The 20,429-nt window shown below is 60.7% G+C and carries 20 protein-coding genes and 2 pseudogenes; 16 read left to right on the forward strand and 6 right to left on the reverse strand.

From position 1 onward, the window contains the following. Positions 1-93: 93 nt before the first annotated feature. Entirely contained in the window at positions 94-1,644 is a 1,551-nt protein-coding gene (gene guaA / locus ACZYTC_RS08060) for a glutamine-hydrolyzing GMP synthase (RefSeq protein ID WP_488989265.1), read from the forward strand. A 120-nt stretch (positions 1,645-1,764) separates the two neighbouring features. Here the strand turns inward: guaA and ACZYTC_RS08065 are convergent, their stop codons facing one another. Beyond that, on the reverse strand, positions 1,765-2,664 hold the full coding sequence (locus tag ACZYTC_RS08065) for a LysR family transcriptional regulator (RefSeq protein ID WP_488989266.1): 900 nt from the start codon (positions 2,662-2,664) through the stop codon (positions 1,765-1,767). Positions 2,665-2,800: 136 nt separating this feature from the next. Between ACZYTC_RS08065 and ACZYTC_RS08070 the strand changes: the two genes are divergently transcribed. Both ACZYTC_RS08070 and ACZYTC_RS08075 read left to right on the forward strand, forming a co-directional pair. After that, entirely contained in the window at positions 2,801-3,130 is a 330-nt protein-coding gene (locus tag ACZYTC_RS08070; RefSeq protein WP_434956583.1) for a nuclear transport factor 2 family protein, read from the forward strand. 38 nt (positions 3,131-3,168) lie between these two features. Then, entirely contained in the window at positions 3,169-3,945 is a 777-nt protein-coding gene (locus ACZYTC_RS08075) for an SDR family oxidoreductase (protein ID WP_434959642.1), read from the forward strand. 995 nt (positions 3,946-4,940) lie between these two features. Here the strand turns inward: ACZYTC_RS08075 and ACZYTC_RS08080 are convergent. Continuing rightward, complete coding sequence (locus ACZYTC_RS08080) at positions 4,941-5,588, reverse strand: TetR/AcrR family transcriptional regulator (protein ID WP_488989267.1); 648 nt, start codon at positions 5,586-5,588, stop codon at positions 4,941-4,943. 81 nt (positions 5,589-5,669) lie between these two features. Here ACZYTC_RS08080 and ACZYTC_RS08085 point away from each other — a divergent pair, with 81 nt between their 5' ends. The 4 genes and pseudogenes from ACZYTC_RS08085 (at position 5,670) to ACZYTC_RS08100 (ending at position 7,746) form a co-directional block, all read left to right on the forward strand. Next, positions 5,670-5,822, forward strand: coding sequence for a hypothetical protein (locus tag ACZYTC_RS08085; RefSeq protein ID WP_434956581.1), 153 nt, complete (start codon positions 5,670-5,672; stop codon positions 5,820-5,822). A gap of 43 nt (positions 5,823-5,865) precedes the next feature. Continuing rightward, positions 5,866-6,759 carry an NAD(P)/FAD-dependent oxidoreductase gene (locus ACZYTC_RS08090; protein ID WP_488989268.1) on the forward strand — a complete coding sequence of 298 codons (894 nt, stop codon included), beginning with the start codon at positions 5,866-5,868 and terminating at the stop codon, positions 6,757-6,759. Between the two features lie 25 nt (positions 6,760-6,784). Next, a pseudogene (locus ACZYTC_RS08095) lies at positions 6,785-7,190 on the forward strand (antibiotic biosynthesis monooxygenase family protein). Positions 7,191-7,272: 82 nt separating this feature from the next. Further along, positions 7,273-7,746, forward strand: a complete 474-nt coding sequence (locus ACZYTC_RS08100) for a methyltransferase family protein (protein WP_434956579.1) — start codon at positions 7,273-7,275, stop codon at positions 7,744-7,746. A 437-nt stretch (positions 7,747-8,183) separates the two neighbouring features. Here the strand turns inward: ACZYTC_RS08100 and ACZYTC_RS08105 are convergent, their stop codons facing one another. Next, the gene (locus tag ACZYTC_RS08105) at positions 8,184-8,789 is read right to left on the reverse strand and encodes a TetR/AcrR family transcriptional regulator (RefSeq protein ID WP_488989269.1); all 606 of its coding nucleotides are present in this window, start codon (positions 8,787-8,789) and stop codon (positions 8,184-8,186) included. 84 nt (positions 8,790-8,873) lie between these two features. Between ACZYTC_RS08105 and ACZYTC_RS08110 the strand changes: the two genes are divergently transcribed. Together ACZYTC_RS08110 and ACZYTC_RS08115 are read left to right on the forward strand one after the other, a co-directional pair. Then, entirely contained in the window at positions 8,874-9,989 is a 1,116-nt protein-coding gene (locus tag ACZYTC_RS08110) for an efflux RND transporter periplasmic adaptor subunit (protein WP_488989270.1), read from the forward strand. After that, entirely contained in the window at positions 9,986-13,096 is a 3,111-nt protein-coding gene (locus tag ACZYTC_RS08115; RefSeq protein WP_488989271.1) for an efflux RND transporter permease subunit, read from the forward strand. The genes ACZYTC_RS08110 and ACZYTC_RS08115 overlap by 4 nt, the downstream gene beginning before the upstream one ends. A gap of 364 nt (positions 13,097-13,460) precedes the next feature. Here ACZYTC_RS08115 and ACZYTC_RS08120 read toward each other — a convergent pair. Next, a pseudogene (locus ACZYTC_RS08120) lies at positions 13,461-13,622 on the reverse strand (SDR family NAD(P)-dependent oxidoreductase); the annotation flags it as partial. Between the two features lie 263 nt (positions 13,623-13,885). On the opposite strand from ACZYTC_RS08120, the gene ACZYTC_RS08125 reads away from it, so the two are divergent. Together ACZYTC_RS08125 and ACZYTC_RS08130 are read left to right on the forward strand one after the other, a co-directional pair. Next, complete coding sequence (locus tag ACZYTC_RS08125; protein WP_488989272.1) at positions 13,886-14,782, forward strand: LysR family transcriptional regulator; 897 nt, start codon at positions 13,886-13,888, stop codon at positions 14,780-14,782. 139 nt (positions 14,783-14,921) lie between these two features. Further along, a complete protein-coding gene (locus tag ACZYTC_RS08130; protein WP_488989273.1) occupies positions 14,922-15,332 on the forward strand; it encodes a RidA family protein in 411 nt (136 codons plus the stop codon). An 84-nt stretch (positions 15,333-15,416) separates the two neighbouring features. Here the strand turns inward: ACZYTC_RS08130 and ACZYTC_RS08135 are convergent, their stop codons facing one another. Beyond that, a complete protein-coding gene (locus ACZYTC_RS08135) occupies positions 15,417-16,298 on the reverse strand; it encodes an AraC family transcriptional regulator (protein ID WP_488989274.1) in 882 nt (293 codons plus the stop codon). A gap of 201 nt (positions 16,299-16,499) precedes the next feature. Next, positions 16,500-17,417 (reverse strand): AraC family transcriptional regulator, encoded by a 918-nt coding sequence (locus tag ACZYTC_RS08140; RefSeq protein ID WP_488989275.1) that lies wholly within the window; start codon positions 17,415-17,417, stop codon positions 16,500-16,502. Between the two features lie 96 nt (positions 17,418-17,513). Here ACZYTC_RS08140 and ACZYTC_RS08145 point away from each other — a divergent pair, with 96 nt between their 5' ends. The 5 genes from ACZYTC_RS08145 to ACZYTC_RS08165 all read left to right on the forward strand — a co-directional run bounded on the left by ACZYTC_RS08145 (position 17,514) and on the right by ACZYTC_RS08165 (position 20,417). Continuing rightward, positions 17,514-18,263, forward strand: coding sequence for an SDR family oxidoreductase (locus ACZYTC_RS08145; RefSeq protein WP_488989276.1), 750 nt, complete (start codon positions 17,514-17,516; stop codon positions 18,261-18,263). Between the two features lie 183 nt (positions 18,264-18,446). Then, positions 18,447-18,776, forward strand: coding sequence for an ArsR/SmtB family transcription factor (locus tag ACZYTC_RS08150; protein ID WP_434956570.1), 330 nt, complete (start codon positions 18,447-18,449; stop codon positions 18,774-18,776). Beyond that, complete coding sequence (locus ACZYTC_RS08155; protein ID WP_434956569.1) at positions 18,773-19,240, forward strand: SRPBCC family protein; 468 nt, start codon at positions 18,773-18,775, stop codon at positions 19,238-19,240. Before ACZYTC_RS08150 ends, ACZYTC_RS08155 begins: the two co-directional genes overlap by 4 nt. 15 nt (positions 19,241-19,255) lie before the next feature. Then, positions 19,256-19,669, forward strand: coding sequence for a GFA family protein (locus tag ACZYTC_RS08160; RefSeq protein WP_441771818.1), 414 nt, complete (start codon positions 19,256-19,258; stop codon positions 19,667-19,669). A gap of 139 nt (positions 19,670-19,808) precedes the next feature. Further along, on the forward strand, positions 19,809-20,417 hold the full coding sequence (locus ACZYTC_RS08165) for a 2'-5' RNA ligase family protein (RefSeq protein ID WP_488989277.1): 609 nt from the start codon (positions 19,809-19,811) through the stop codon (positions 20,415-20,417). The last annotated feature ends 12 nt before the right edge of the window (positions 20,418-20,429 follow it).

Genomic DNA, 20,429 nt, shown 5'->3' on the forward strand with positions numbered 1-20,429 from the left:
CTTATGCAAAATCTTGCTGAATACTATGCGACGTTGCAAGATTTTGGCCTTCCTTCGGTTGCATCAAAAACCTAGGTCGACTACCTCCCTGCCATGACACACAACGCCATCCTCATCATCGATTTCGGTTCGCAAGTCACCCAGCTGATCGCACGCCGCGTGCGCGAAGTCGGTGTCTATTGCGAGATCCATCCCTTCCAGAGCGCCGCCGAGGCTTTCGAGAAGCTGAAGCCGAAGGGCGTGATCTTTTCCGGCGGCCCGGCCTCGGTGACGACGGCGGGCAGCCCCCGCGCACCGCAGGCTGTGTTCGACGCCGGCGTGCCGATCCTGGCGATCTGCTATGGCCAGCAGACTTTGGCAACCCAACTCGGGGGCAAGGTCGAGGGTGGGCACGCCGCCGAGTTCGGCCGCGCCGATGTCGAGATCCTCGAGGCGAGCCCGCTGTTCGAAGGCTTCTGGGAGCCGGGCAAGCGCTATCCGGTGTGGATGAGCCATGGCGACCGCGTTACCCAGTTGCCGGCCGGTTTCAGGGTGGTCGGCACCTCCGAGAACGCCCCCTTCGCCATCGCGGTGAACGAGGAGCGGCGCTACTACACCACCATGTTCCATCCCGAAGTGGTGCATACGCCCGATGGTGGCAATCTCCTGAAGAACTTCGTGCAGAAGATCGTCGGTATCGAGTCGGATTGGACCATGGCGGCCTATCGCGCCGAGATGATCGAGAAGATCCGCAAGCAGGTCGGCAAGGGCAGGGTGCTCTGCGGCCTGTCGGGTGGGGTCGATTCCTCCGTTGCGGCTGTGCTCATCCATGAGGCGATCGGTGACCAGCTTACCTGCGTCTTCGTCGACCACGGCCTGCTGCGGGCCGGGGAAGCCGATCAGGTCGTCGGCCTCTTCCGCGAGCACTACAACATCCCCCTGGTGCATGTGGACGCGTCCGAGCGCTTCCTCGGCGAGCTTGCCGGCGTCACCGATCCGGAAGTGAAGCGCAAGACCATCGGCCGTCTCTTCATCGAGGTCTTCGAGGAGGAGGCGCGCAAGATCGGTGGCGCCGAATTCCTGGCCCAGGGCACGCTCTATCCCGATGTGATCGAGAGCGTCTCCTTCTCCGGCGGCCCCTCGGTGACGATCAAGTCGCACCACAATGTCGGCGGCCTGCCCGAGCGCATGAACATAAAGCTGGTGGAGCCGCTGCGCGAACTCTTCAAGGACGAGGTGAGGGCGCTCGGCCGTGAACTCGGCCTCACGGAAGCCTTCGTCGCCCGCCATCCCTTCCCGGGCCCGGGCCTGGCCATCCGCATCCCCGGCGAAATTACGCGGGAAAAGCTCGACACGCTGCGTGCGGCCGATGCCATCTATCTCGACGAGATCCGCAAGGCCGGCCTCTACGACAAGATCTGGCAGGCCTTCGCCGTGCTGCTGCCGGTGCGCACCGTGGGCGTGATGGGCGACGGGCGCACCTATGACAGCGTCTGCGGCCTGCGCGCCGTGACCTCGGTCGACGGCATGACCGCCGATTTCTTCCCCTTCGACATGAACTTCCTCGGCCGGGCCGCGACCCGCATCATCAACGAGGTGAAGGGCATCAACCGCGTGGTCTACGACGTGACGAGCAAGCCCCCCGGCACGATCGAGTGGGAGTGAGGGGTAGTAGAAACGGCGGTGTTCGGCGGTAAACGGCGGTTTCGAAATCGCTCTGCTGCTGATAGAAGGCGAAAGAAAACAGGCGATCCGGACAGTCGCCCCGGGGCATGGTTCCATTCGCTATCCTTGATTAGCGACTTCGCGAGCAAGTTCAATGAACGCTCTGAACGCTGCCGAGGGATTGCGTCGACTTGGGTAGTATAGGCACAGTGGCGCAAGTGGTGGCGTCCAATCTTCCAGGACGCGGACAAGACGCCCCCTCGCAACGTCGTCGCGAACGTCCGATTCCATGAAGAAGCCAATGCCGAAATCTTCCAACACGGCAATCCGCGAAAGGCTCGCCTCATCGAGCGTAATCGGGCCGTGAACGTCCATCAAGACCGGTTGCCCATCTTTCTCGAAGTGCCACCTGTAAAGCGCCCCATTGGGTAGCCGGACGCGTATACAGGAATGAGCAGCGAGGTCGGGAGGAACATCCGGTCTCCCTTTGTTCTGGAAGTAAGCAGGCGAGGCGACCACCGCATAGCGACGGGGAGGTCCCAGCGGGATTGCGATCATGTCACTGGGAACGAGATCCGCGTTCCGGATGCCGATGTCGAAGCCATCGGCGACGATATCGACAAGTCTGCCCTCCGTGACGAGATCGATATGCACCTGAGGATAGCGGCGAAGGAACTGCAGAAGCAGCGGCGACAGGATTTCGCGCGCGGCGGTTGCGTAGGCATTTATCCGCAGCGTTCCCGATGGCGTCTCCTGCTGTGATCGCGCACCTTCAATTGCGTCGTGCAGGTCTTTTAGCGCAGGACCGATCTTATCGACGAAGTTACGCCCGGCATCGGTAAGGGAGACGCTTCGCGTCGTTCGGTTGAACAAGCGGACCCCTAGCTGGCGTTCCAGCTTGCCAATGGCGTTGCTGAGCGCAGTCGTCGACATGTCAAGATCCAGCGCCGCCGCCCGGAACGAACCCCGGCGAGCAATGACGAGAACGGAATCGAACTGGATCAAACTACGTCCGGCCATTGTCCTGCTTTTCGCAACGTCGCATCACACTTTATCCTGATTATCAACGCCAACGTCCATCTCTAAATTGGCGTCAGGGTCGAGCGCAGATTGCTAACGACCCGCCACCCGACCAAACTCACGACGGAGAAGAACAATGGCTGTCGAACTCCCCAAAACAATTGCCGAATATTTTGCCGCGGACCGAGCACAAGCCGCAGGAGCTCTCTTGCAATGCTTCACCGAAAATGCGGTGGTCCGAGACGAGGGGAATACCTATGCCGGTCGCGGTGCGATCCGGCAGTGGAAGGCAGGTGCTTCCCAAAAATACACTTACATCGTCGAACCTTTCTCGATTGGGCGCGAAGGCGATCGGACGGTCGTTACGGCCCATCTCGTCGGCGATTTCCCCGGCAGCCCGGTCGACCTGCGCTACTTCTTCGTTCTGGAGGGCGAAAAGATCGCGGCGTTGGAGATTGTGCCGTGAGCGCAGATGCCCAGAGCCCGAGGAAGGACACGAGCGGCATCCCATTTCTTACCTTGAAGGGGAAACGGGCGTTGATCACGTCCGGCACGCGCGGTGCCGGTGCGGCGACAGTCGCGCTCTTTCGTGAACTCAGCGCTCAGGTGCTGACGACGGCACGCACCCAGCCCGCGGACTTGCCTGACTCGCTATTCGTCGCTGCCGATCTGACCAGCGCCGATGGCTGCGCCGCATTGGCTGCCGCCGTACGGGAGCGAATGGGAGGCTTGGACATCATCGTCCATATGTTGGGCGGCTCTTCTGCTCCCAGCGGTGGTTTCGAGGCTTTGACCGATGAGATTTGGCGCAAGGAACTTGATCTAAATCTCATGCCGGCGGTTCGCCTGGATCGCGAATTCGTTCCAGACATGGTGTCGCGCAACACCGGCGTCGTCATCCACGTGACATCCATCCAACGTGAACTGCCTCTGCCGGAAGCAACGACGGCATACGCGGCGGCAAAGGCGGCTCTGTCGACTTACAGCAAGAGCCTTTCAAAGCAGGTATCCCCCCACGGCGTCCGCGTCGTTCGGGTGTCCCCCGGCTGGATCGAAACCGAGGCATCCATTCAGTTGGCGACGCGGCTGGTCGCGGACCATGGCGGGGACGTCGAGCAAGGCAAGAAGATGATCATGGAATCGCTCGGCGGGATACCGATAGGTCGGCCCTCGAAACCGGAGGAAGTCGCAAGCCTGATCGCTTTCCTGGTGTCCGATCGTGCAGGCACCATCACTGGGACCGAATATGTAATCGACGGCGGAACCGTGCCGACAGTTTGAAAACCCAATTGGCGGCCTAGACAAGACCGTCTTACGCAGGCGCGGATCGGCGCTTGTCGCGATTAGCGGGGGAACATTCTTGGTGGGCAGATAGGTAAGTGGTCTAGATTATCACGCATTTCAGATGCGCGATAATCCGACGGTATTTTTAGGACGAGCGATGTGCTCACGGTATTTGCTGGCGTGATTTTTGTTAGCAAAAGTGCAGTTTTGAAGGTATTTCTGAAGCACAGTTTGTGGGGCTAGTAGCCATCCTAAGAATTGCCAAACTTCGACCAACGGGACGAATTATAGCGATTGATCTCGAAGCGCCGACTTCAAGGAAGGTTGCAAAATCGTCAATGAAATCAATAGCTCGAAATTTTGACGGCACACGCAACGGCATCCCAAAACACGAAAAATACTTTGACCAAGGAAATCAACTATTTATGATAGGTGGCCCTGGCGTAGAATTTCGCAGAAGATGTAATGATTTGCGGGCAGGGTAGACTGATAGCGCGGGGCACATCATCAATGGAATTGACAAACCAATCAAGTCATTGAAATCGTTAAATTTATCGGAGCGCCTGGCGCGGCTCGCAGCTTGTAGCAGATCACGCTGACGGTACTTTCCTGCGCGTCAATGCTTTGAAATATATAAGGAAAATTGCCCGGAGCATGACATTTCCGCGCTGACGGCACTTTAGTTGTCGACATACATAGTTCCAGCTTTGGCTGCGGTGCCGGTCGATGTTCCGGACCCGATCGCATGTCGTCGGATGGCGCCGTCGCATCACATATCAGATGTTGTTCCGACTGCTGCTGGATCTGCGATGGAGAGAAGCGTCGACCGCATCCAGGCGGGAGCTTGGACTGCGGTGGATGCCGGCGTCCTTTTATCGTTGGAAGAAAGATGAGGTGCTGCGATCTGTGCAAGCTCGGCAGCGCGCGCCGGCCCAGCATGACGAAGCGCATGGACGACGGTCCCAGGCAAGCTGCCCGGAGCAATCAAATGCTTATCCTCCCGCGTGGTCGTTGCCACCGTGCGCGGCGATGAACATGGCGACGGCGGACCGGCAAAAGGATTCGATTTCGTTGTCGTCCTCTGCTCTCGCCTGATCGAAGCGTGCGATAATCAAGAGATCGGATCCTTTGATAAGCGCGGCAAACAAGCGGGCGGATCGGAGAGGATGGGGCACGTTCAGAGCCGCCTTCGCGTGCAACTGACGCAACAGGGCCTCGATTTGGGCGATGACATAGGCGGAGCCGGCTTCGTAATGGAGCTTGCTTAACGACTTTTGCTGCGTCTTGTCGGCCATAATCAGGGCTTCGACACTGCGGACGTCCGGGCTCAACAGCGTGCGAAGCAGGGATGTTCCCACTGCCATGAGCTGATCTTCGGCCGAACCGTCGACGCCCTCAATAAGGGCCTGTGGTGCAAACTGATGGCAGTGGGCCGCGATGGCCGCGCTGAACAGCGCCTCCTTGTTCTCGAAGTGCCGATAGATGCTGAGCTTGGATATCCTCGCTCGCTGGGCGACCTTGTCCAATGTCGTCGCTTGAAAACCCAATTCCACAAAGAGTTCGCTCGCGGCGTCGACTATCGTTTGGCCAAGCGCCTCGTTGGCGGGCCGGCCGCGCCGGCCCTGGCTGTTTTCGGTCACAACAATTCCAGTCCTTGACAGTATCCTAATTCATGATTTATGATACCATATAGTATCTAAAAGATGCAAGCGAATGCATAGGTGTCCTCCAAATCAAGTTTCCCCGGGCCGCCCGGCGATATCGAATGCGGCATCGTCCGGCCGGTCAACACAGTGATGGGCGGCTTTCTCGTCGCTGTCGAAGCTCTCGCTGCCCGTCTCGAGCGCGTATCGCTGGACGCTATTTCGCGCTAGGCCCAGCCCAACCCCCTCCATCCACAACACGGAGCCCATCACCATGGATGACGTCATCATCATCGGCGGCAGCTTTGCCGGTCTCGCCGGCGCCCTGCAGCTCTGCCGTGCCCGCCGCAAGGTCACCGTTCTCGATACCGGCCTGCCGCGCAACCGCTTCGCTGGCCACTCGCATGGCCTGCTCGGCCACGATCACAAGCCACCGCTGGACATCCTGGCCGAGGCGCGGCAGCAGCTGGCGCGTTATCCCACGGTCAGGCTGGTCAATGCCCGGGCCGACAGCGTCTCCGGCGCCATCGACGACTTCTCCGTCCTCACTGGCGATGGCGAAAGCCTGGGGGGGCGCCGCCTGATCCTGAGCTATGGCGTTGCCGATCAGATGCCTGATGTTCCGGGCTTTGCCGAAAGCTGGGGCACATCCATCGTGCCCTGCCCCTATTGCGATGGCTTTGAAGTCGCCGACCAGCATTGGGGCCTCGTCTGGTCCGGCCCGCCGTCGCACAATTATGTCAGGCTGTACCACGATTGGACCGACACGTTGACGGTCTTCGCCGATGGTTACGACATTGCACCCGATATCCGGGCCGATCTGGCGCGCCGCAACATACCTGTCGTTGATGGCCGGATCACCGAAATCGCCCGTCACGGGGGCCATAATGCCACCGTCAAGGTCGATACCGCTCCCGATGTCGCAGTCGATATCTTGTTCGCGCATCCGCGCAACAAGCCGTCCGCAAGCCTGCATGAATCACTGGAACTCGCCACGGTCAATACGCCCCTCGGCATCGCCCTCAAGGTCGACGAGCGCCGCGAAACCAGCACGCCCGGCATCTACGCCGCCGGCGATCTTGCAAACCCGGCCATGGCGTCGGTCACCACGGCAATATCGCAGGGCGCGACGGCCGGTATCTCTGCCCAGCAGTCGATGCTCGCTTGAGTGCAAGCAGCTTCGATCACCCCAGTTGCAATTTCACAATGGACAGGAGTGCCACCAGGGCCGCCATAAAACATTCAAACCTCTAGACGAGAAGTTTCCGTTTGAGCGCCAACTCGGTATCGCGGCCGCGCCTGTCGCTCATCAACCTCTTCACGGTCGATCCCGCCGACGAAGCGGGCTTCCTGGACGCTTTCAAGGCGGCTGCCGAGATCATTACGAAGCAACCGGGCTTCATTTCCATGCAACTGCATCGAGCGATCGGCGATAGCCCGACTTACCTGAACTATGTGGTGTGGGAATCCACCAAGACGGTCCACGCCGCCTTCACCCATCCCGAATTCGTCGCGAAACTTCCAACATATCCGTCATCCGTTGTAGCGAGCCCGCACCTGTTCCAGAAGGTCGCCGTCCCCGGCTTTTGCACGGCTTGACTCCGGAAATATGGCAAGGCGCGATGGCGGGTATCTTCGCCAGCAGTCGATGCTGGTTTGAGAGCACTGATTGGAGATGAGCATGGCCGTCGAAGCGGACAGCGCTGGTGTGCGCTTCCCTCCGCCTTTCGTCTATCTGGGAGCGCTGTTGTTGGGGCTGGCGGCGGAGCGGTTCGTCACCATCCGCTCTTTCGGTATCGACTGGCAGTTGCTGGTCGCGACGGGCGCGCTGCTGTTCGTTGCCGGCGCGGCGATGATGCTTGCGGCGGCGGGGCTGTTTCGGCGGCTGGGCACCAACGTTCCGCCGTCGCAGCCAACGACCCTCATCGCAACGACCGGTCCTTATCGGTGGACCCGCAATCCCATGTATCTCGGCATGGCGCTTAACTATGCCGGCCTTGCAATCGGCTTCGACGGGCCGATCGCCTTCGCCTTGCTCCCGTTGGTGCTTATCGGGATCCAGACGCAGGTTATTGCCCGCGAGGAGCGCTATCTCGAAGCGAAGTTCGGCGACGACTACCGCCGCTACAAGGCCGAGGTTCGCCGATGGCTCTGACTATTCCGCCGCTGCCGACTGCGGGACCGCGAAACCAGCATACCCGGCATGGCCGCGGGCCACCCTGAAGGTTGCGGGCCTGTATCACGACCAACCGACTGGCCGACTGACCTCTCAGTACACCCCGCGCGGGAGGAGGCGCACATGTCCAAGACCAGAAACACCGAAGCGCGCATCAGCAATTCTCGTCCGACCATTCTTGGAAAAGGCTGACACACATGGAGTTCGAACACGTCACCTTTCACGCTTTGCAGGGTGGTGATCCCGATGGCCAACCGACGATCGTCTTGCACGGCTTCCCGGACCAGCCGCCGACCGCGAAGCCCTTCCTTGCCGACCTCGGAGCCCTTCGACTTCGCAGCTGGAAAACGGGAACGGTCAGAGGCAACGCTTCAATGTTGTGCCTGCAGCGCTCGCGCGGGTTGGAGAACCCATCGTCATTGGCGCGGTCCTTGCTGGGCATCGCCTGCAGACGACCCCGTAAGAATGTTCTCGGCGGCTGCTTGCAGGAATCGCTTCGACAGTTCCTCGTCGTTGACGGCCCTCGAGAGGACCATCGCACCGACCATGGTCGAGAGAATTGCCATGGCCTTGTCGCTGGCTTCCTTGCCGTGGGCCTCGCCAACCCATGGGCCGAGCATTTTAAGGTAATCCTCGATGCCGGCTTCGAACGATGCCTTCACCTCCGCGCCCTGCCTGGCGGCATCCGAGCCGAGCGCAACGACCGGGCAGCCCTCCATCTTTTCCCCGCGATGGTCCATGCTGAGATAGAACGCGATCACCGCAGCAAGCGGGTCTTGCGGATCGGCGGCGGCCGCGGCTGACCATCGGAGAAAGGCACTCTCCAATGCCCGCCTGGACGCTTGGGCAGCCAAGTCGTCCTTGGACGCGAACTGCTTGTAAAACGCGCCCTGTGTCAGCCCGGCGCTCTCCATCAGATCCTTGAGGCCAATGCCGTCAAAGCCGCGTTCCCGAAAGAGACGGCTGGCAACATCGATCACAGTCTGCCGGTTTTTCTCAGCCTGAGCGCGACTCACACGCATTGCCCATCTCCAAAATTAGATTGCGTTCAGCATCTATATTCAATATAGAGTGTGAATGCAATCTAATTTGGCGAGGCGACGGGCATGAAAAAGAGACCCGCAATTGTGTTGGCCGGCGCCCTGATCGCAGGGCTGGGGGTGGTGGCATTCGTCACGCATTCCCTTCTCGCACAGGAGGCTGCCGTCGGGGGCGACCCGAGACAGGAAGCTCCGATCGTCAGACTGGTGACGGCCACGCGGGTGACTGCTTTTGAACGCGGCTTCACGGGCATCGTCGGGGCCAGGGTGCAGAGCAATCTTGGTTTTCGAGTTCCCGGCAAGATCGTGGAACGGCTGGTGAATGTCGGTCAACGGGTCGAGGCCGGTCGGCCATTGATGCGCATCGACGAAACGGACCTGCGCCTTGCGCTGACGGCGAAGCTCAATGCTGTGGCGGCAGCACGCGCTGTCCTGGCTCAGGCGAGCGCGGACGAGAGGCGCTATGCTGTTCTGGTTAAGGACGGATTGGCGGCAACACCGCAGCGTTATGAGCAGGCGAAGGCGGCGTTCGATACCGCGACGGCACAGCTTGCTGCCGCTGAAGCCGATGCGAGGGTCGCGGAAAATGAGGCGACCTATTCGGTCCTGGCTGCGGACACAGACGGCACCGTGGTCGACACGCTCGGCGAGCCGGGCCAAGTGGTTTCTGCCGGCCAGACCGTGGTTCGGCTTGCCCAACTGGGCCCACGCGAAGCGGTGGTTGCGCTTCCTGAAACGATCCGACCGGCGATCGGCTCGCTGGCAGAGGCCAGCGTGTATGGGAGCGATGAACGTCGCTACATGGCACATCTCCGACAGCTATCGGATTCCGCCGACGCCCAGACCCGCACTTATGAAGCCCGCTATGTGCTCGACGGCGAGGCCGCGGCAGCACCGCTGGGAGCAACTGTAACCATTCGACTGGTCAATCAGGCGAGCCAGCCTGAGGTGGAGGTGCCACTCGGAGCCGTGCTGGATAATGGCCAGAGCACTGGCGTCTGGGTTCTGAATGGCGCCACCTCGACGGTAGAATTTCAGCCCGTCAAGCTAGTGCGCGTGACCAGCGAAACCGCGGTGATTTCAGGACTGAGGTCAGGGGCACCGGTTGTTTCGCTCGGAGCTCATCTTCTGCAGGAGGGCGCTCGCGTCCGGACTGCTTCTGGAAGCGGGAGCAACCGATGAGCCTCAATCTGTCCGCGCTTGCGGTTCGCGAACGCGCCGTCACCCTATTCTTCATCGTGCTTCTAGCTGCCGCCGGCGTCTATGCTTTCGTCAAGTTGGGGCGGGCGGAGGATCCATCCTTTACTATCAAGACGCTGACGGTCACGACCGTATGGCCAGGCGCGACCGCGCGTGAGATGCAGGATCTCGTCGCCGAGCCACTTGAAAAGCGTATCCAGGAGCTGACGTATTACGACCGGGTCGAGACGACGACACGGCCAGGCTATGCCTTTCTGACGGTCACGCTGAAGGACAGCACGCCACCCTCCGCGGTTGAGGAAGAGTTCTACCAGGCCCGCAAGAAGCTCGGAGACGAAGCGCGGAATCTGCCGCCTGGAGTCCTCGGCCCGTTCGTCAACGACGAATATTCCGATGTGAGCTTCGGCCTCTACGCGCTAAAGGCCAAGGGCATGCCGATGCGCGAGCTTGTGCGGCAGGCCGAGGTGATCCGCCAGGATCTTCTGCATGTGCCCGGCGTCAAGAAGATCAATATCCTCGGCGAGCGCCCCGAACAGATCTTCGTCGAGTTCTCCTACGCTAAGCTCGCCACGCTTGGAGTATCGGCGCAGGACATAGCCTCTGCCCTGCAGCGGCAGAACACCGTCACGCCGGCGGGTTCGATCGATACACGTGGCCCGCAGGTCTTCATCCGGTTCGATGGCGCCTATGACAGCGTCCAGGCGATCGCCGATACCCCGATCGTCGCTGGCGGACGCACGTTGAAGCTCTCCGACATCGCAGATGTGCGGCGCGGTTATGAAGATCCTGCGACTTACATCATCCGCCATGAGGGTGAGCCCACCGTCATGCTCGGGGCGGTGATGCAGCAGGGGTGGAACGGCTTGGAGCTCGGCAAAGCCCTGGATGAGAGATCGGCGGCCATCGCACAGACACTGCCTCTCGGAATGACGCTCGCCAAGGTCAGCGACCAGGCGGTGAACATCGAAGAAGCGGTTGGCGAGTTTATGCTGAAATTCGTGATGGCGCTCGGCGTCGTGCTGTTCGTCAGTCTGGTCGCACTCGGCTGGCGGGTCGGTATCGTCGTGGCGCTGGCCGTCCCGCTAACGCTTGCCGTCGTGTTCCTCATTATGCTGGAAACCGGCCGGTTCTTCGACCGCATTACGCTCGGTGCGCTCATTCTGGCGCTCGGCCTTCTCGTCGACGACGCTATTATCGCCATTGAGGTGATGGTGGTGAAGATGGAAGAGGGCATGGACCGCATCAAGGCGGCCGCCTATGCCTGGAGCCATACGGCAGCACCGATGCTCTCGGGCACGCTCGTGACAATCATCGGGCTGATGCCGGTTGGCTTTGCCAGTTCGAGCGCCGGCGAGTACGCGGGTAACATCTTCTGGGTCGTCGGTTTCGCGCTGATTGTTTCCTGGATCGTGGCGGTGATCTTCACCCCTTACCTCGGCGTCAAGTTGCTACCTGCGATCAAGCCAGTCGAGGGTGGCCATCACGCCATCTACGACACGCCGAATTACCGGCGCCTACGCGGCGTGATCAAATTCACCGTGCGCCACAAGTTCGTAACCTGCGCCGTCGTTGGCGTCGCCATGGTTCTCTCTGTCGTTGGAATGGGAGCGGTGAAACAGCAGTTCTTCCCGACGTCGGATCGTCCCGAGGTGCTGGTGGAAGTGCGCATGCCGGAAGGCACGAGTATCGAGGCAACGACGGCCGCGGTCGAAAAGCTCGAAGGCTGGCTGAAGGACGAGCCCGAGGCGAAGATAGTCACGAGCTACATCGGGCAGGGTGCTCCGCGCTTCTTCTTTGCCATGGCGCCGGAATTGCCGGACCCCGCCTTCGCCAAGATCGTTGTTCTAACCCCCGATGCGGCTGCGCGTGAGACGTTGAAGCAGCGGCTCCGCGATGCGGTTGCACAAGGGCTGGCGCCCGAAGCCTTTGTTCGCGTCACACAGCTCGTATTCGGTCCCTACACGGCGTTTCCCGTCGAGTTCCGCATCACGGGACCGGATCCTGCACAATTGTATCAGATTTCCGAGAAAGCCCTCAACATCATGCGGGGCGTCGCGGACGTGCGGCAGGCAAACCGCGACTGGGGCAATCGTACGCCTGTGCTTCGCTTTATCCCTGACCAGGATCGGCTTAACCTGATTGGCCTTTCGCCGGCCGAGGCAGCCCAGCAGATGCAATTGCTGCTGACGGGTATTCCGATCACGCAGGTTCGCGAGAACATTCGCAACGTGCCGGTGGTGGCGTGCAGCGCCGGCGAAAATCGCCTTGATCCGGCACGCCTGGTCGATTTTTCGCTGATGAGCCGGGATGGCCGCCAGGTTCCGCTCGATCAGATTGGCCATTCCGAAATCCGGTTTGAGGAACCGATTCTGAAACGCCGCGATCGAACGCCGGTCATCACGATCCGGTCCGACATCAACGAGGCGACGCAGCCCCCCGAGGTCTCACAACAGGTCATGAAGGCAGTTCAGCCTCTGATCGCTTCGCTTCCAGTGGGTTATCGCATCGAGATGGGTGGAAATATCGAGGAATCGCTCAAGGCCAATGTCGCGCTTGTCAAGATATTCCCAGCTATGATCGCTGCCATGTTGATCGTGATTATCGTGCAGGTTCGCAGCCTCTCGACGATGACCATGGTCATGTTGACGGCACCACTCGGTCTTGCTGGCGTGGTTCCGACGTTGCTTATGTTCAATCAGCCCTTCGGCTTCAATGCTATCCTCGGACTGATAGGACTGGCCGGAATCCTGATGCGTAACACCTTGATCCTGACTGAGCAGATCAAGGAGAATCAAGCGGCCGGGCTTGACGATTATCATGCCGTCATCGAGGCGACGGTTCAGCGGACGCGCCCCGTGATTCTGACTGCACTGGCTGCTGTTCTTGCGTTCATTCCACTTACACACTCAGTGTTCTGGGGATCGATGGCCTATACGCTGATCGGCGGCACGGCGGCCGGCACCGTGTTAATCCTGCTGTTCCTTCCAGCGCTCTATGCCGCGTGGTTCCGGATCAGGCCGCCTGCGGATGAAGTCCATGAGGGTTCGAAGGAGGAACCGCAACTGCGAGCAGCAATGGCCGCCGAGTAGGCTCTGTCGTCGGAGGAGACGGGTCGCAGATGAAGAGGTTGAGGGCGGTACCACCTTTGTCGCGAAGCAATCTTCCGTCGCGATGGAAGTTTGCGTGCGGATCAGGAGTGTGACCTCGCTTCCGTCGGCGTCTGCGAACGCTATCAGCACGCTCCCGTAATATGAATCCTACCTGCTGCGGGTAGAGAATTATCGGCGCATTGAGCTTGACTGCTGGCAGCCTCTCTGGCGGATCGCCGGCATATTGCTCAAGTGAACTTTTCGATCGTGTCCCTTGGAGCAGTAGGTCGACGGATCAAGATTGCTGGGCGATCAAACAATCGAGTGGGAATGATGGGGGGTGTACTGCTGAGTAGTATTGGATAGCATTGGACCCGAGGTCGGCCACGGCGGCGTCGAGCGCTTCCTGTCGGCGGCCGAAGATGAAGACGAAGGCGCCCTCTTCGATGAAGCGTTTCGCTGCGGCGCTGCCGATGCCGGTGGCGCCACCGGTGATCACGGCGGTCTTTCCATTCAATCTGTTCATGTCATGCACCCTTTGGTCGTTCGGGGACGCCCCGGAGAACCGCAGCATGGGTCCACCGCAGTCAGGCGTTGAGTGCGGAAGCGTGCACATTGGTGGTGCAAAAACGATCCGGTTGGGCGGCTGACGCCAGTCGCGACGATCGGTATCGCCCGTTCAGAATTTGGCCGCGCTCGTCGACATGAGCTATGATGACCGCCCGTACTGCTGTATGGCGCATGAGATACGGGCTTTGGAAGGCGCACCGCGCGGTGCCGGATTGCACCATGATCGACTGGGATGACATTCGCTACTTTCTTGCCGTGGCGCGCGGAGGCTCGGTGCGCGCTGCCGCCGAGAGCACCGGGGTGTATCACTCGACCGTGCTGCGACGCATCGCACAGCTCGAGGAACGCCTCGGGGCACAGATGTTTGAAAAGTTGCCTTCGGGCTACCGCCTGACGGCTGCGGGCGAGGAGGTCCTCGAGCTCGCGAATCAGATGGAAGCGTCGTCGCACCAGCTGGAGACGCGCGTCTTCGGGCGCGACCAGAGCGTGCGCGGGCTTCTGCGGGTAACACTGGCACCGACCCTCGCGACACACCTGCTCATGCCGGACTTCGCCGATTTCGCGCGTCTGCATCCGGACATCGAGATGGATATCTTGTCGTCCGGCGAGCTGGCAAATCTGGCCAACCGAGAGGCCGACGTGGCGATCCGCGTCGTCTACGACCGCAAAACCCTGCCGCTCAATCTTCACGGCCTGAAGGGACCGGAGCTATTCGGCGCCGTCTACATGTCCCGGGATCGACTAACCGCGTGGCGTGCGGGTGCGGCCGATCTCATCCGGTGGATCGTCATAAGCAGTCATGGCATTCCGGATTGGGCCAGCGAAGGTGAGGTTCGTACCACGGGTGTTCCATTCAGGACCACGGACGGCGAGGCGCAGATCGTTGCTGTACGGCAAGGGCTCGGGATCACGACACTGCCGTGCTTCGTCGGAGATGCCGACTCCTTGCTGGTGAGGGTGCCGGGTTCCGACCTGCACATGTACGGAACGCTCTGGCTTCTCACACAGGGCGAGACACGCAAGACGAAGCGCGTGCGGCTCTTCACCGAGTTCGTATCCCGCAGGCTCGCCTCGTACGCGCCGCTTCTCGCGGGGCTGTCCCTATCGCGCGACTGACGCCCGCTCGCCAGAGGCATATCGATGTAAAATGCTCGATATCCGACGGGAGTTCGCCGACGCGTTGCCATCGGCCCATGCGCCAGCACGCGGTGATCTCCAATGTCGATTTCAGTCGAACGAAGCAGGAGATTATTGAATGGCACTCGAACTCATCAACCCGGATGATCTGCCAGTTCCAGAAATGTACACGCAGGTTGTCGTCGCGACGGGATCCAAGCTGGTATTCATCTCAGGTCAGCAGCCCGAAGACATACATGGCAAGCTCGTTGGTCATGGCGACTTCGCGGCGCAGGCGCGCCTGGCATTCGGCAATCTCGGCCGAGCGCTCACGGCAGCGGGTGCTCGGCCCGAGCACGTCTGCAAGATCACAATCTACATCGTCGATTATAACCGCGATGAACACGTTCCGATCATCGAAGAAGTGCAGATTTCGTTGTTTGGAGATCACAAACCAGCGAATGTGGTGGTCGGGGTAGCGATAATGTCTCCAGGTTACCTCATAGAGGTTGACGCGATTGCGGTCATTGACGAGGTCGTTAGAAGCTAGGCGCCGTGGAAAATCTTCGCTGCTCATTGGACAACGACCTGCCCGCCTTCAGCCATTGGAATGGACAGGCCGCCGTCAGAGAGCCTATTTCAGCGGCAGAAAAAGTTCCGCCACCACCTCATGCTCCGGTACCTCCGGGAAGAAGTTCAAGCGCTGGCAATAGATCGGAAAGTCGCGTGCTTCCTCGCCGCTGGCCGGAAGCCAGTCGCGATAGAGGTAGAGTGCGGCGGGCTCCAGATTGTCGGTGTTGCCGACCACGCGCAACACTGCGCAGCGCCCGCCGGGGATCTCGCCTGCCTTGATTGCCTCGCCATGCGCCGCGATCGGTTGGCCGGTCCCGGCGCATAGGTCCACGCTATAATCGGCAGGCGAGGCGGGACGCCGCTCCGAACGCCAGACAGTGAAGGTCGGACTCGTCTTAGGATGCAGGCCGGTGGCCTTTCGCCACGTGATGAAGCGCTGGATGGTGGCGCTGAGCGTCGCCGGGTCACCCCGATGCTCCATGATTGCCACCGGGGTCGGTGACACATCGCGGATCGTCACGTCGTCGTGGCTAAAGGTCTTCTGCATGAACTTGCTCCTGGCATTGTCGAAAGGCCCGAAGGCCGCAAGCCACGGCTCCCAGTCGGGAGACTTCCTGAACGAGGAAGGCGATTGCCCGAACCGTTGCCGAAAGGCGCGGGCGAAAGCCTCCGGTGCATCGTATCCGGCATCCATCGCGATCTCCGTGACGCGCTCGTCGTCTCTGTAGGCCAGCCGGTATGAGGCGCGCTTCATGCGGGCAAGCTGAACATAGCGATGCACGGATAACCCGAAGGTCGCCGTAAATTGCCGGTGGAAATGAAACTTCGAGAAGGCTGCGGCACCACTCAGAACCTCAAGATCGAGATCGTCACCGAGGTGCTGGTCGATATAGTCCAACACTCGCTGCATCCGCCCTCGATAGTTCCGAAGCGTTGCGGTCATTTCGTCCTGGTCTCCGTGGCAGCCCAAACTAGATCCCCCAGGCAACCCAGCGCTCGACCGATCTTGCGGTTTGGGGGATCCGCCGAAAACTTCCAACGACCGCTTGCCGGCGGTCTGATTCACGAATGAATGGGCGTAATGACTGCACCCCGCGCCATGGCGCATCGCCGCGTGCTTTTATCCGTCCCGTCTCATCGGGCATTAGCGGATGCGGTTCTGTTCGGCCATGTCGCGCGCGAACTTGCCTGGAGGGCAACCGAGACGTTTGCGAAAAGCGGTGCTGAATGCGCTGGCTGATTCATAGCCAATTTCATCGGCGATCCGATCCAGGGACTTCGCCCCATGCGTGAGAGCGTCCTTCGCGATCGCCATGCGCCAACGCACCAGATATTCGATTGGCCCACATCCCAAGACCTCCCCGAACCGTGCCGCGAAACCTGACCGCGACATGCCGGCCATCCTGGCAAGATCGGCAACCGTCCAGTTCGCGCGAACATCGGCATGCATCGCTTGCAGCGCCCGGGCGAGTGCCGGGTCCTGCATGCCGCCGAGAAGACTCGCAGGCATCGCCCGGTTGCCGATGCTACGCCAGCGAAGGGCTTCGACCAGCAGTGCCTCGAGCATACGATGGACAATCAGTTCCTTGCCCGGATAGTCGGTAGCGCATTCTTCAGCGAGCAGATCGATCAGGCGGCCGAAGCGTGTCGCTCGTCCCTCGGAAGCCGGGATGTGGATGAGGCCGGGCAACAGAGCCAGCAGGAGCGGTGCATTCACCCGAGCGAATGCGAAGCTGCCGCCGAGGGCGATCAGGTCCGGAGTGCCTTCCCGTTCGCCATGCCGGACCGCTTCGTTTCGCGGTTCCACCGGGACGCATTCGAGACCCGGCTCGCTGGACAAGGAGAATGCGGGCGTCGTCGGAAGGAGCACGAAATCGCCCTGTGCAAGCCGGAGCGGCTTTTCGCCGTCGAGGCTCAGCCAGGCTTGCCCCTCCAAGATGATCGTGAACCCGGGCGCGTCATGCGCTCGATAGCGCACGCCCCAGCGTCCGCGCGCCGTGATCGGCTTCGCGACTGCGGCAGTCGGCCGGAGCAAACCGATGATATCGCTGAGAGGATCCATTCTGGACGATTAATAATAGATACTGGATTATGAATTATATATCGTCCAGTCGTGCCTGTCTATCTTGGGAACATCAAACTCAAGGAGACAGACAATATGGGCAAGACGATCCTCATCACCGGCACGTCCTCGGGTTACGGCAAGGCGACCGCCGAGTATTTCCTTCAGAATGGCTGGCATGTCGTCGCCGCGATGCGACGCCCCGACCCGAATGTGCTTGGCGGCGTAACCGGCCGGCTGCGAGTGCTGCCGCTGGACGTCACGAACGAAGAGAGCATAGCTGCACTGATCGACGCTGCGGGCCCGATCGATGCGCTTGTGAACAATGCAGGCGTGGGCGGTGTGGGCGCCTTCGAAGTCATGCCGATGTCGTTGATCCGTCAGCTCATCGAGACCAATACGATTGGCGTCATGGCCATGTGCCGCGCGATAATCCCACAAATGCGGACACGTCGTACCGGCACAATCGTCAACGTGACGTCGAGCGTAACGCTTGGGGAGTTCCCACTCGCTGCCGCCTACACCGCATCCAAGCAGGCGGTCGAGGGGTTCTCCGGTTCGCTCGCTCATGAGCTTGGTTACTTCGGAATGCAGGTGAAGCTCGTCGAGCCGGGTTATGCGCCAACCACCCGGTTCGGCGCCAATGCCATCGTGCCGGTCGAGGAGCTGCTCCCGGGAGACTATGCTGAGTTTGCGCGGCCGATTCTTGACGCCTTCGTGAGGCCGGCAATGACCACGCGAGAAAGCGATGTCGCCCAGGCTGTGTGGGCTGCCGTCCATGACGCTTCCGGCCAGCTCCGCTTCCCCGCGGGGCCCGATGCCGTAGCTCTGGCACAAGCACGCTGACATGGCTCCGTCCCGGGCTCACCGGCCGGGACGGGCAATCGCCTTCCTCGTCGATATCACCTGCTCCGACGCGTTGAGCCCTTAAGGAGGCCAGCCCGCTTTCCGCGACGCTGGCATGTTGGCTTCTCAGACATCTAAATCATTAGCATTGACTAATTGATTAGTAGTTGCTAATTGATTCTCATGACTGAGACAGTTGCCATCGATGCCGTCATGCGCGCCCTTGCAGACCCCACTAGGCGGGCCGTGTTCGAGCGCATCGCCGGATCCGGCGAGATCACGGTAGCCGAGCTGACGCAGGGCAGCGGCGTGACCCAGGGTGCGATTTCCCAGCACCTCAAGGCGCTGAAACTGGCCGGCCTCGTCGCCGAACGGCCGGAAGGGCGCAAAGTCTACTATCGCGCCGAACCCGGCGGCCTCGAACCGCTGGCTGATTGGATGAGCCATTACAGCCTGTTCTGGCGCCAGCGCTTCGCCAATCTCAGAACTCTCTTGAAGGAGATCGATCCATGAATGATCTGGCCTTGAAGCCGCACACGCAGGAGATCGTCGTCGACGAGGTCTTCCCGCATGCACCCGAAACCATCTGGAAAGCGTTGACCTCGGGCGATCTGATCGCGCGCTGGATGATGGCGCCGGCCGATTTCGCAGCGATTGAAGGGCAGCGTTTCACCTTCACCACCGCGCCGGCCGGCGAATGGGACGGCGTCATCCACTGTCAGGTGCTCGACGTGCAACCGAATGAGCGGCTCGCCTATGCCTGGAGGGGCGGGCATGACAGCAATCCCGGCTATGGCTCCCGCCTCGACACGGTGGTGACCTGGACGCTGAGCGAGGCAGAAGGCGGTACGCGGGTGCGCCTCGTCCATGCCGGCTTCGTCACGCCGAAAAACGATACGGCCTACAAGAATATGAGCGATGGCTGGAAGAAGGTGCTGCGCAATCTCGGCACCGTCGTGGCCGGCAGCAAGGATTGAGGCGAGGAGGACGAGATGAGCAAGGCCTATACCGGCGGATGCGCCTGCGGGGCTGTCCGCTACGAGATCACGGCCGAACCGGTGTTCAGCAATGATTGCCAGTGCCGCGACTGCCAGCGCGAGAGCGGCACGGGCCATCAGTCCCACCTGACCTTCCCGCGGGAAGGCGTGACGCTTACCGGGGAGGGGCGGCCCTGGGACATGGTGGCCGATAGCGGCGACAGGAAGACCCGCTATTTCTGCCCCACCTGCGGATCGCCGGTCTATCTGACCTTCTCGGCCATGCCGCAATTTTTCGCAGTGCGTGCCGCGAGCCTCGATGAACCGAGCCGATACAAGCCGCAGGTGGTGACCTATACCGGCGTCGGTTATGCGTGGGACTATCTCGATCCGGCTCTGCCGAAATTCGAGGGGATGCCGCCCAGGTGAGGAAGCTGGCCGATTGCTGCGCTGCGGTGATCGGCCGCTATCCCGACGACGAGAACAATACCGAGTGAACGGGACGTGATTGACTGCGGTTCTCTTTTTGTTCTAGGCTTGCGGTGCCAAGTGAGAACGCGAGGTCACCATGCAATTGGCGTTCGACTTCTATGGCCAACTCCCCCGCGGGCCGGAACGTGGCGAGAGAATATTCTTTGCCGTGTTTCCCGATGCGGAAGATGCCGGTGCGATCGAACGATTCAGGCGCAGCTTTCTCGAAGCGACCCCTGTTCGCGGTAACATGTTGCGGACGGACCGTTTCCATGTCTCGCTTCACCATGTCGGCGACTTCAAGCGCCTGAGATCACCACGTATCTATGCAGCGGAATTGGCGGGCGATCTCGTCGGTCTACCTGCTTTCGATATCACGCTTTATGCAATCAAGAGTTTTGGTGCGATCCCGAAGCCGGGCAGGGCAATCCGTTTTCCGCTCGTCCTGCTTGGCAGGGGGGCGGGACTATCGAAACTCCATGAAACACTGGGCGCGGCCATGACGAAGTTTGGCATGCGCGCCTTTCCCGATTTTACGCCTCATCTCACCCTGTCTTATGGTGAACGACCAATCGTGGAGCAACAGATCGAGCCGATCCATCTTCGGATCACGAGTTTTTGCCTGATCCACAGCAGGTTGTCGAAGACGGAATATCGGATCATCAAGCGCTGGCCCCTGATCGAATCCAGGCCGCTCCTGCATTGATTCATCTCGAGG

The organism is Labrys sp. F242, from assembly GCF_057813875.1.

Coding starts and splice junctions, on each gene's coding strand:
- ACZYTC_RS08150 (WP_434956570.1), top strand. CDS start 18,447: ATGACTGAGACAGTTGCCATCGATGCCGTCATGCGCGCCCTTGCAGAC.
- ACZYTC_RS08115 (WP_488989271.1), top strand. CDS start 9,986: ATGAGCCTCAATCTGTCCGCGCTTGCGGTTCGCGAACGCGCCGTCACC.
- ACZYTC_RS08160 (WP_441771818.1), top strand. CDS start 19,256: ATGAGCAAGGCCTATACCGGCGGATGCGCCTGCGGGGCTGTCCGCTAC.
- ACZYTC_RS08105 (WP_488989269.1), bottom strand. CDS start 8,789: ATGCGTGTGAGTCGCGCTCAGGCTGAGAAAAACCGGCAGACTGTGATC.
- ACZYTC_RS08145 (WP_488989276.1), top strand. CDS start 17,514: ATGGGCAAGACGATCCTCATCACCGGCACGTCCTCGGGTTACGGCAAG.
- ACZYTC_RS08135 (WP_488989274.1), bottom strand. CDS start 16,298: ATGACCGCAACGCTTCGGAACTATCGAGGGCGGATGCAGCGAGTGTTG.
- ACZYTC_RS08100 (WP_434956579.1), top strand. CDS start 7,273: ATGGCCGTCGAAGCGGACAGCGCTGGTGTGCGCTTCCCTCCGCCTTTC.
- ACZYTC_RS08130 (WP_488989273.1), top strand. CDS start 14,922: ATGGCACTCGAACTCATCAACCCGGATGATCTGCCAGTTCCAGAAATG.
- ACZYTC_RS08110 (WP_488989270.1), top strand. CDS start 8,874: ATGAAAAAGAGACCCGCAATTGTGTTGGCCGGCGCCCTGATCGCAGGG.
- ACZYTC_RS08070 (WP_434956583.1), top strand. CDS start 2,801: ATGGCTGTCGAACTCCCCAAAACAATTGCCGAATATTTTGCCGCGGAC.
- ACZYTC_RS08155 (WP_434956569.1), top strand. CDS start 18,773: ATGAATGATCTGGCCTTGAAGCCGCACACGCAGGAGATCGTCGTCGAC.
- ACZYTC_RS08125 (WP_488989272.1), top strand. CDS start 13,886: ATGATCGACTGGGATGACATTCGCTACTTTCTTGCCGTGGCGCGCGGA.
- ACZYTC_RS08140 (WP_488989275.1), bottom strand. CDS start 17,417: ATGGATCCTCTCAGCGATATCATCGGTTTGCTCCGGCCGACTGCCGCA.
- ACZYTC_RS08065 (WP_488989266.1), bottom strand. CDS start 2,664: ATGGCCGGACGTAGTTTGATCCAGTTCGATTCCGTTCTCGTCATTGCT.
- guaA (WP_488989265.1), top strand. CDS start 94: ATGACACACAACGCCATCCTCATCATCGATTTCGGTTCGCAAGTCACC.
- ACZYTC_RS08165 (WP_488989277.1), top strand. CDS start 19,809: ATGCAATTGGCGTTCGACTTCTATGGCCAACTCCCCCGCGGGCCGGAA.
- ACZYTC_RS08090 (WP_488989268.1), top strand. CDS start 5,866: ATGGATGACGTCATCATCATCGGCGGCAGCTTTGCCGGTCTCGCCGGC.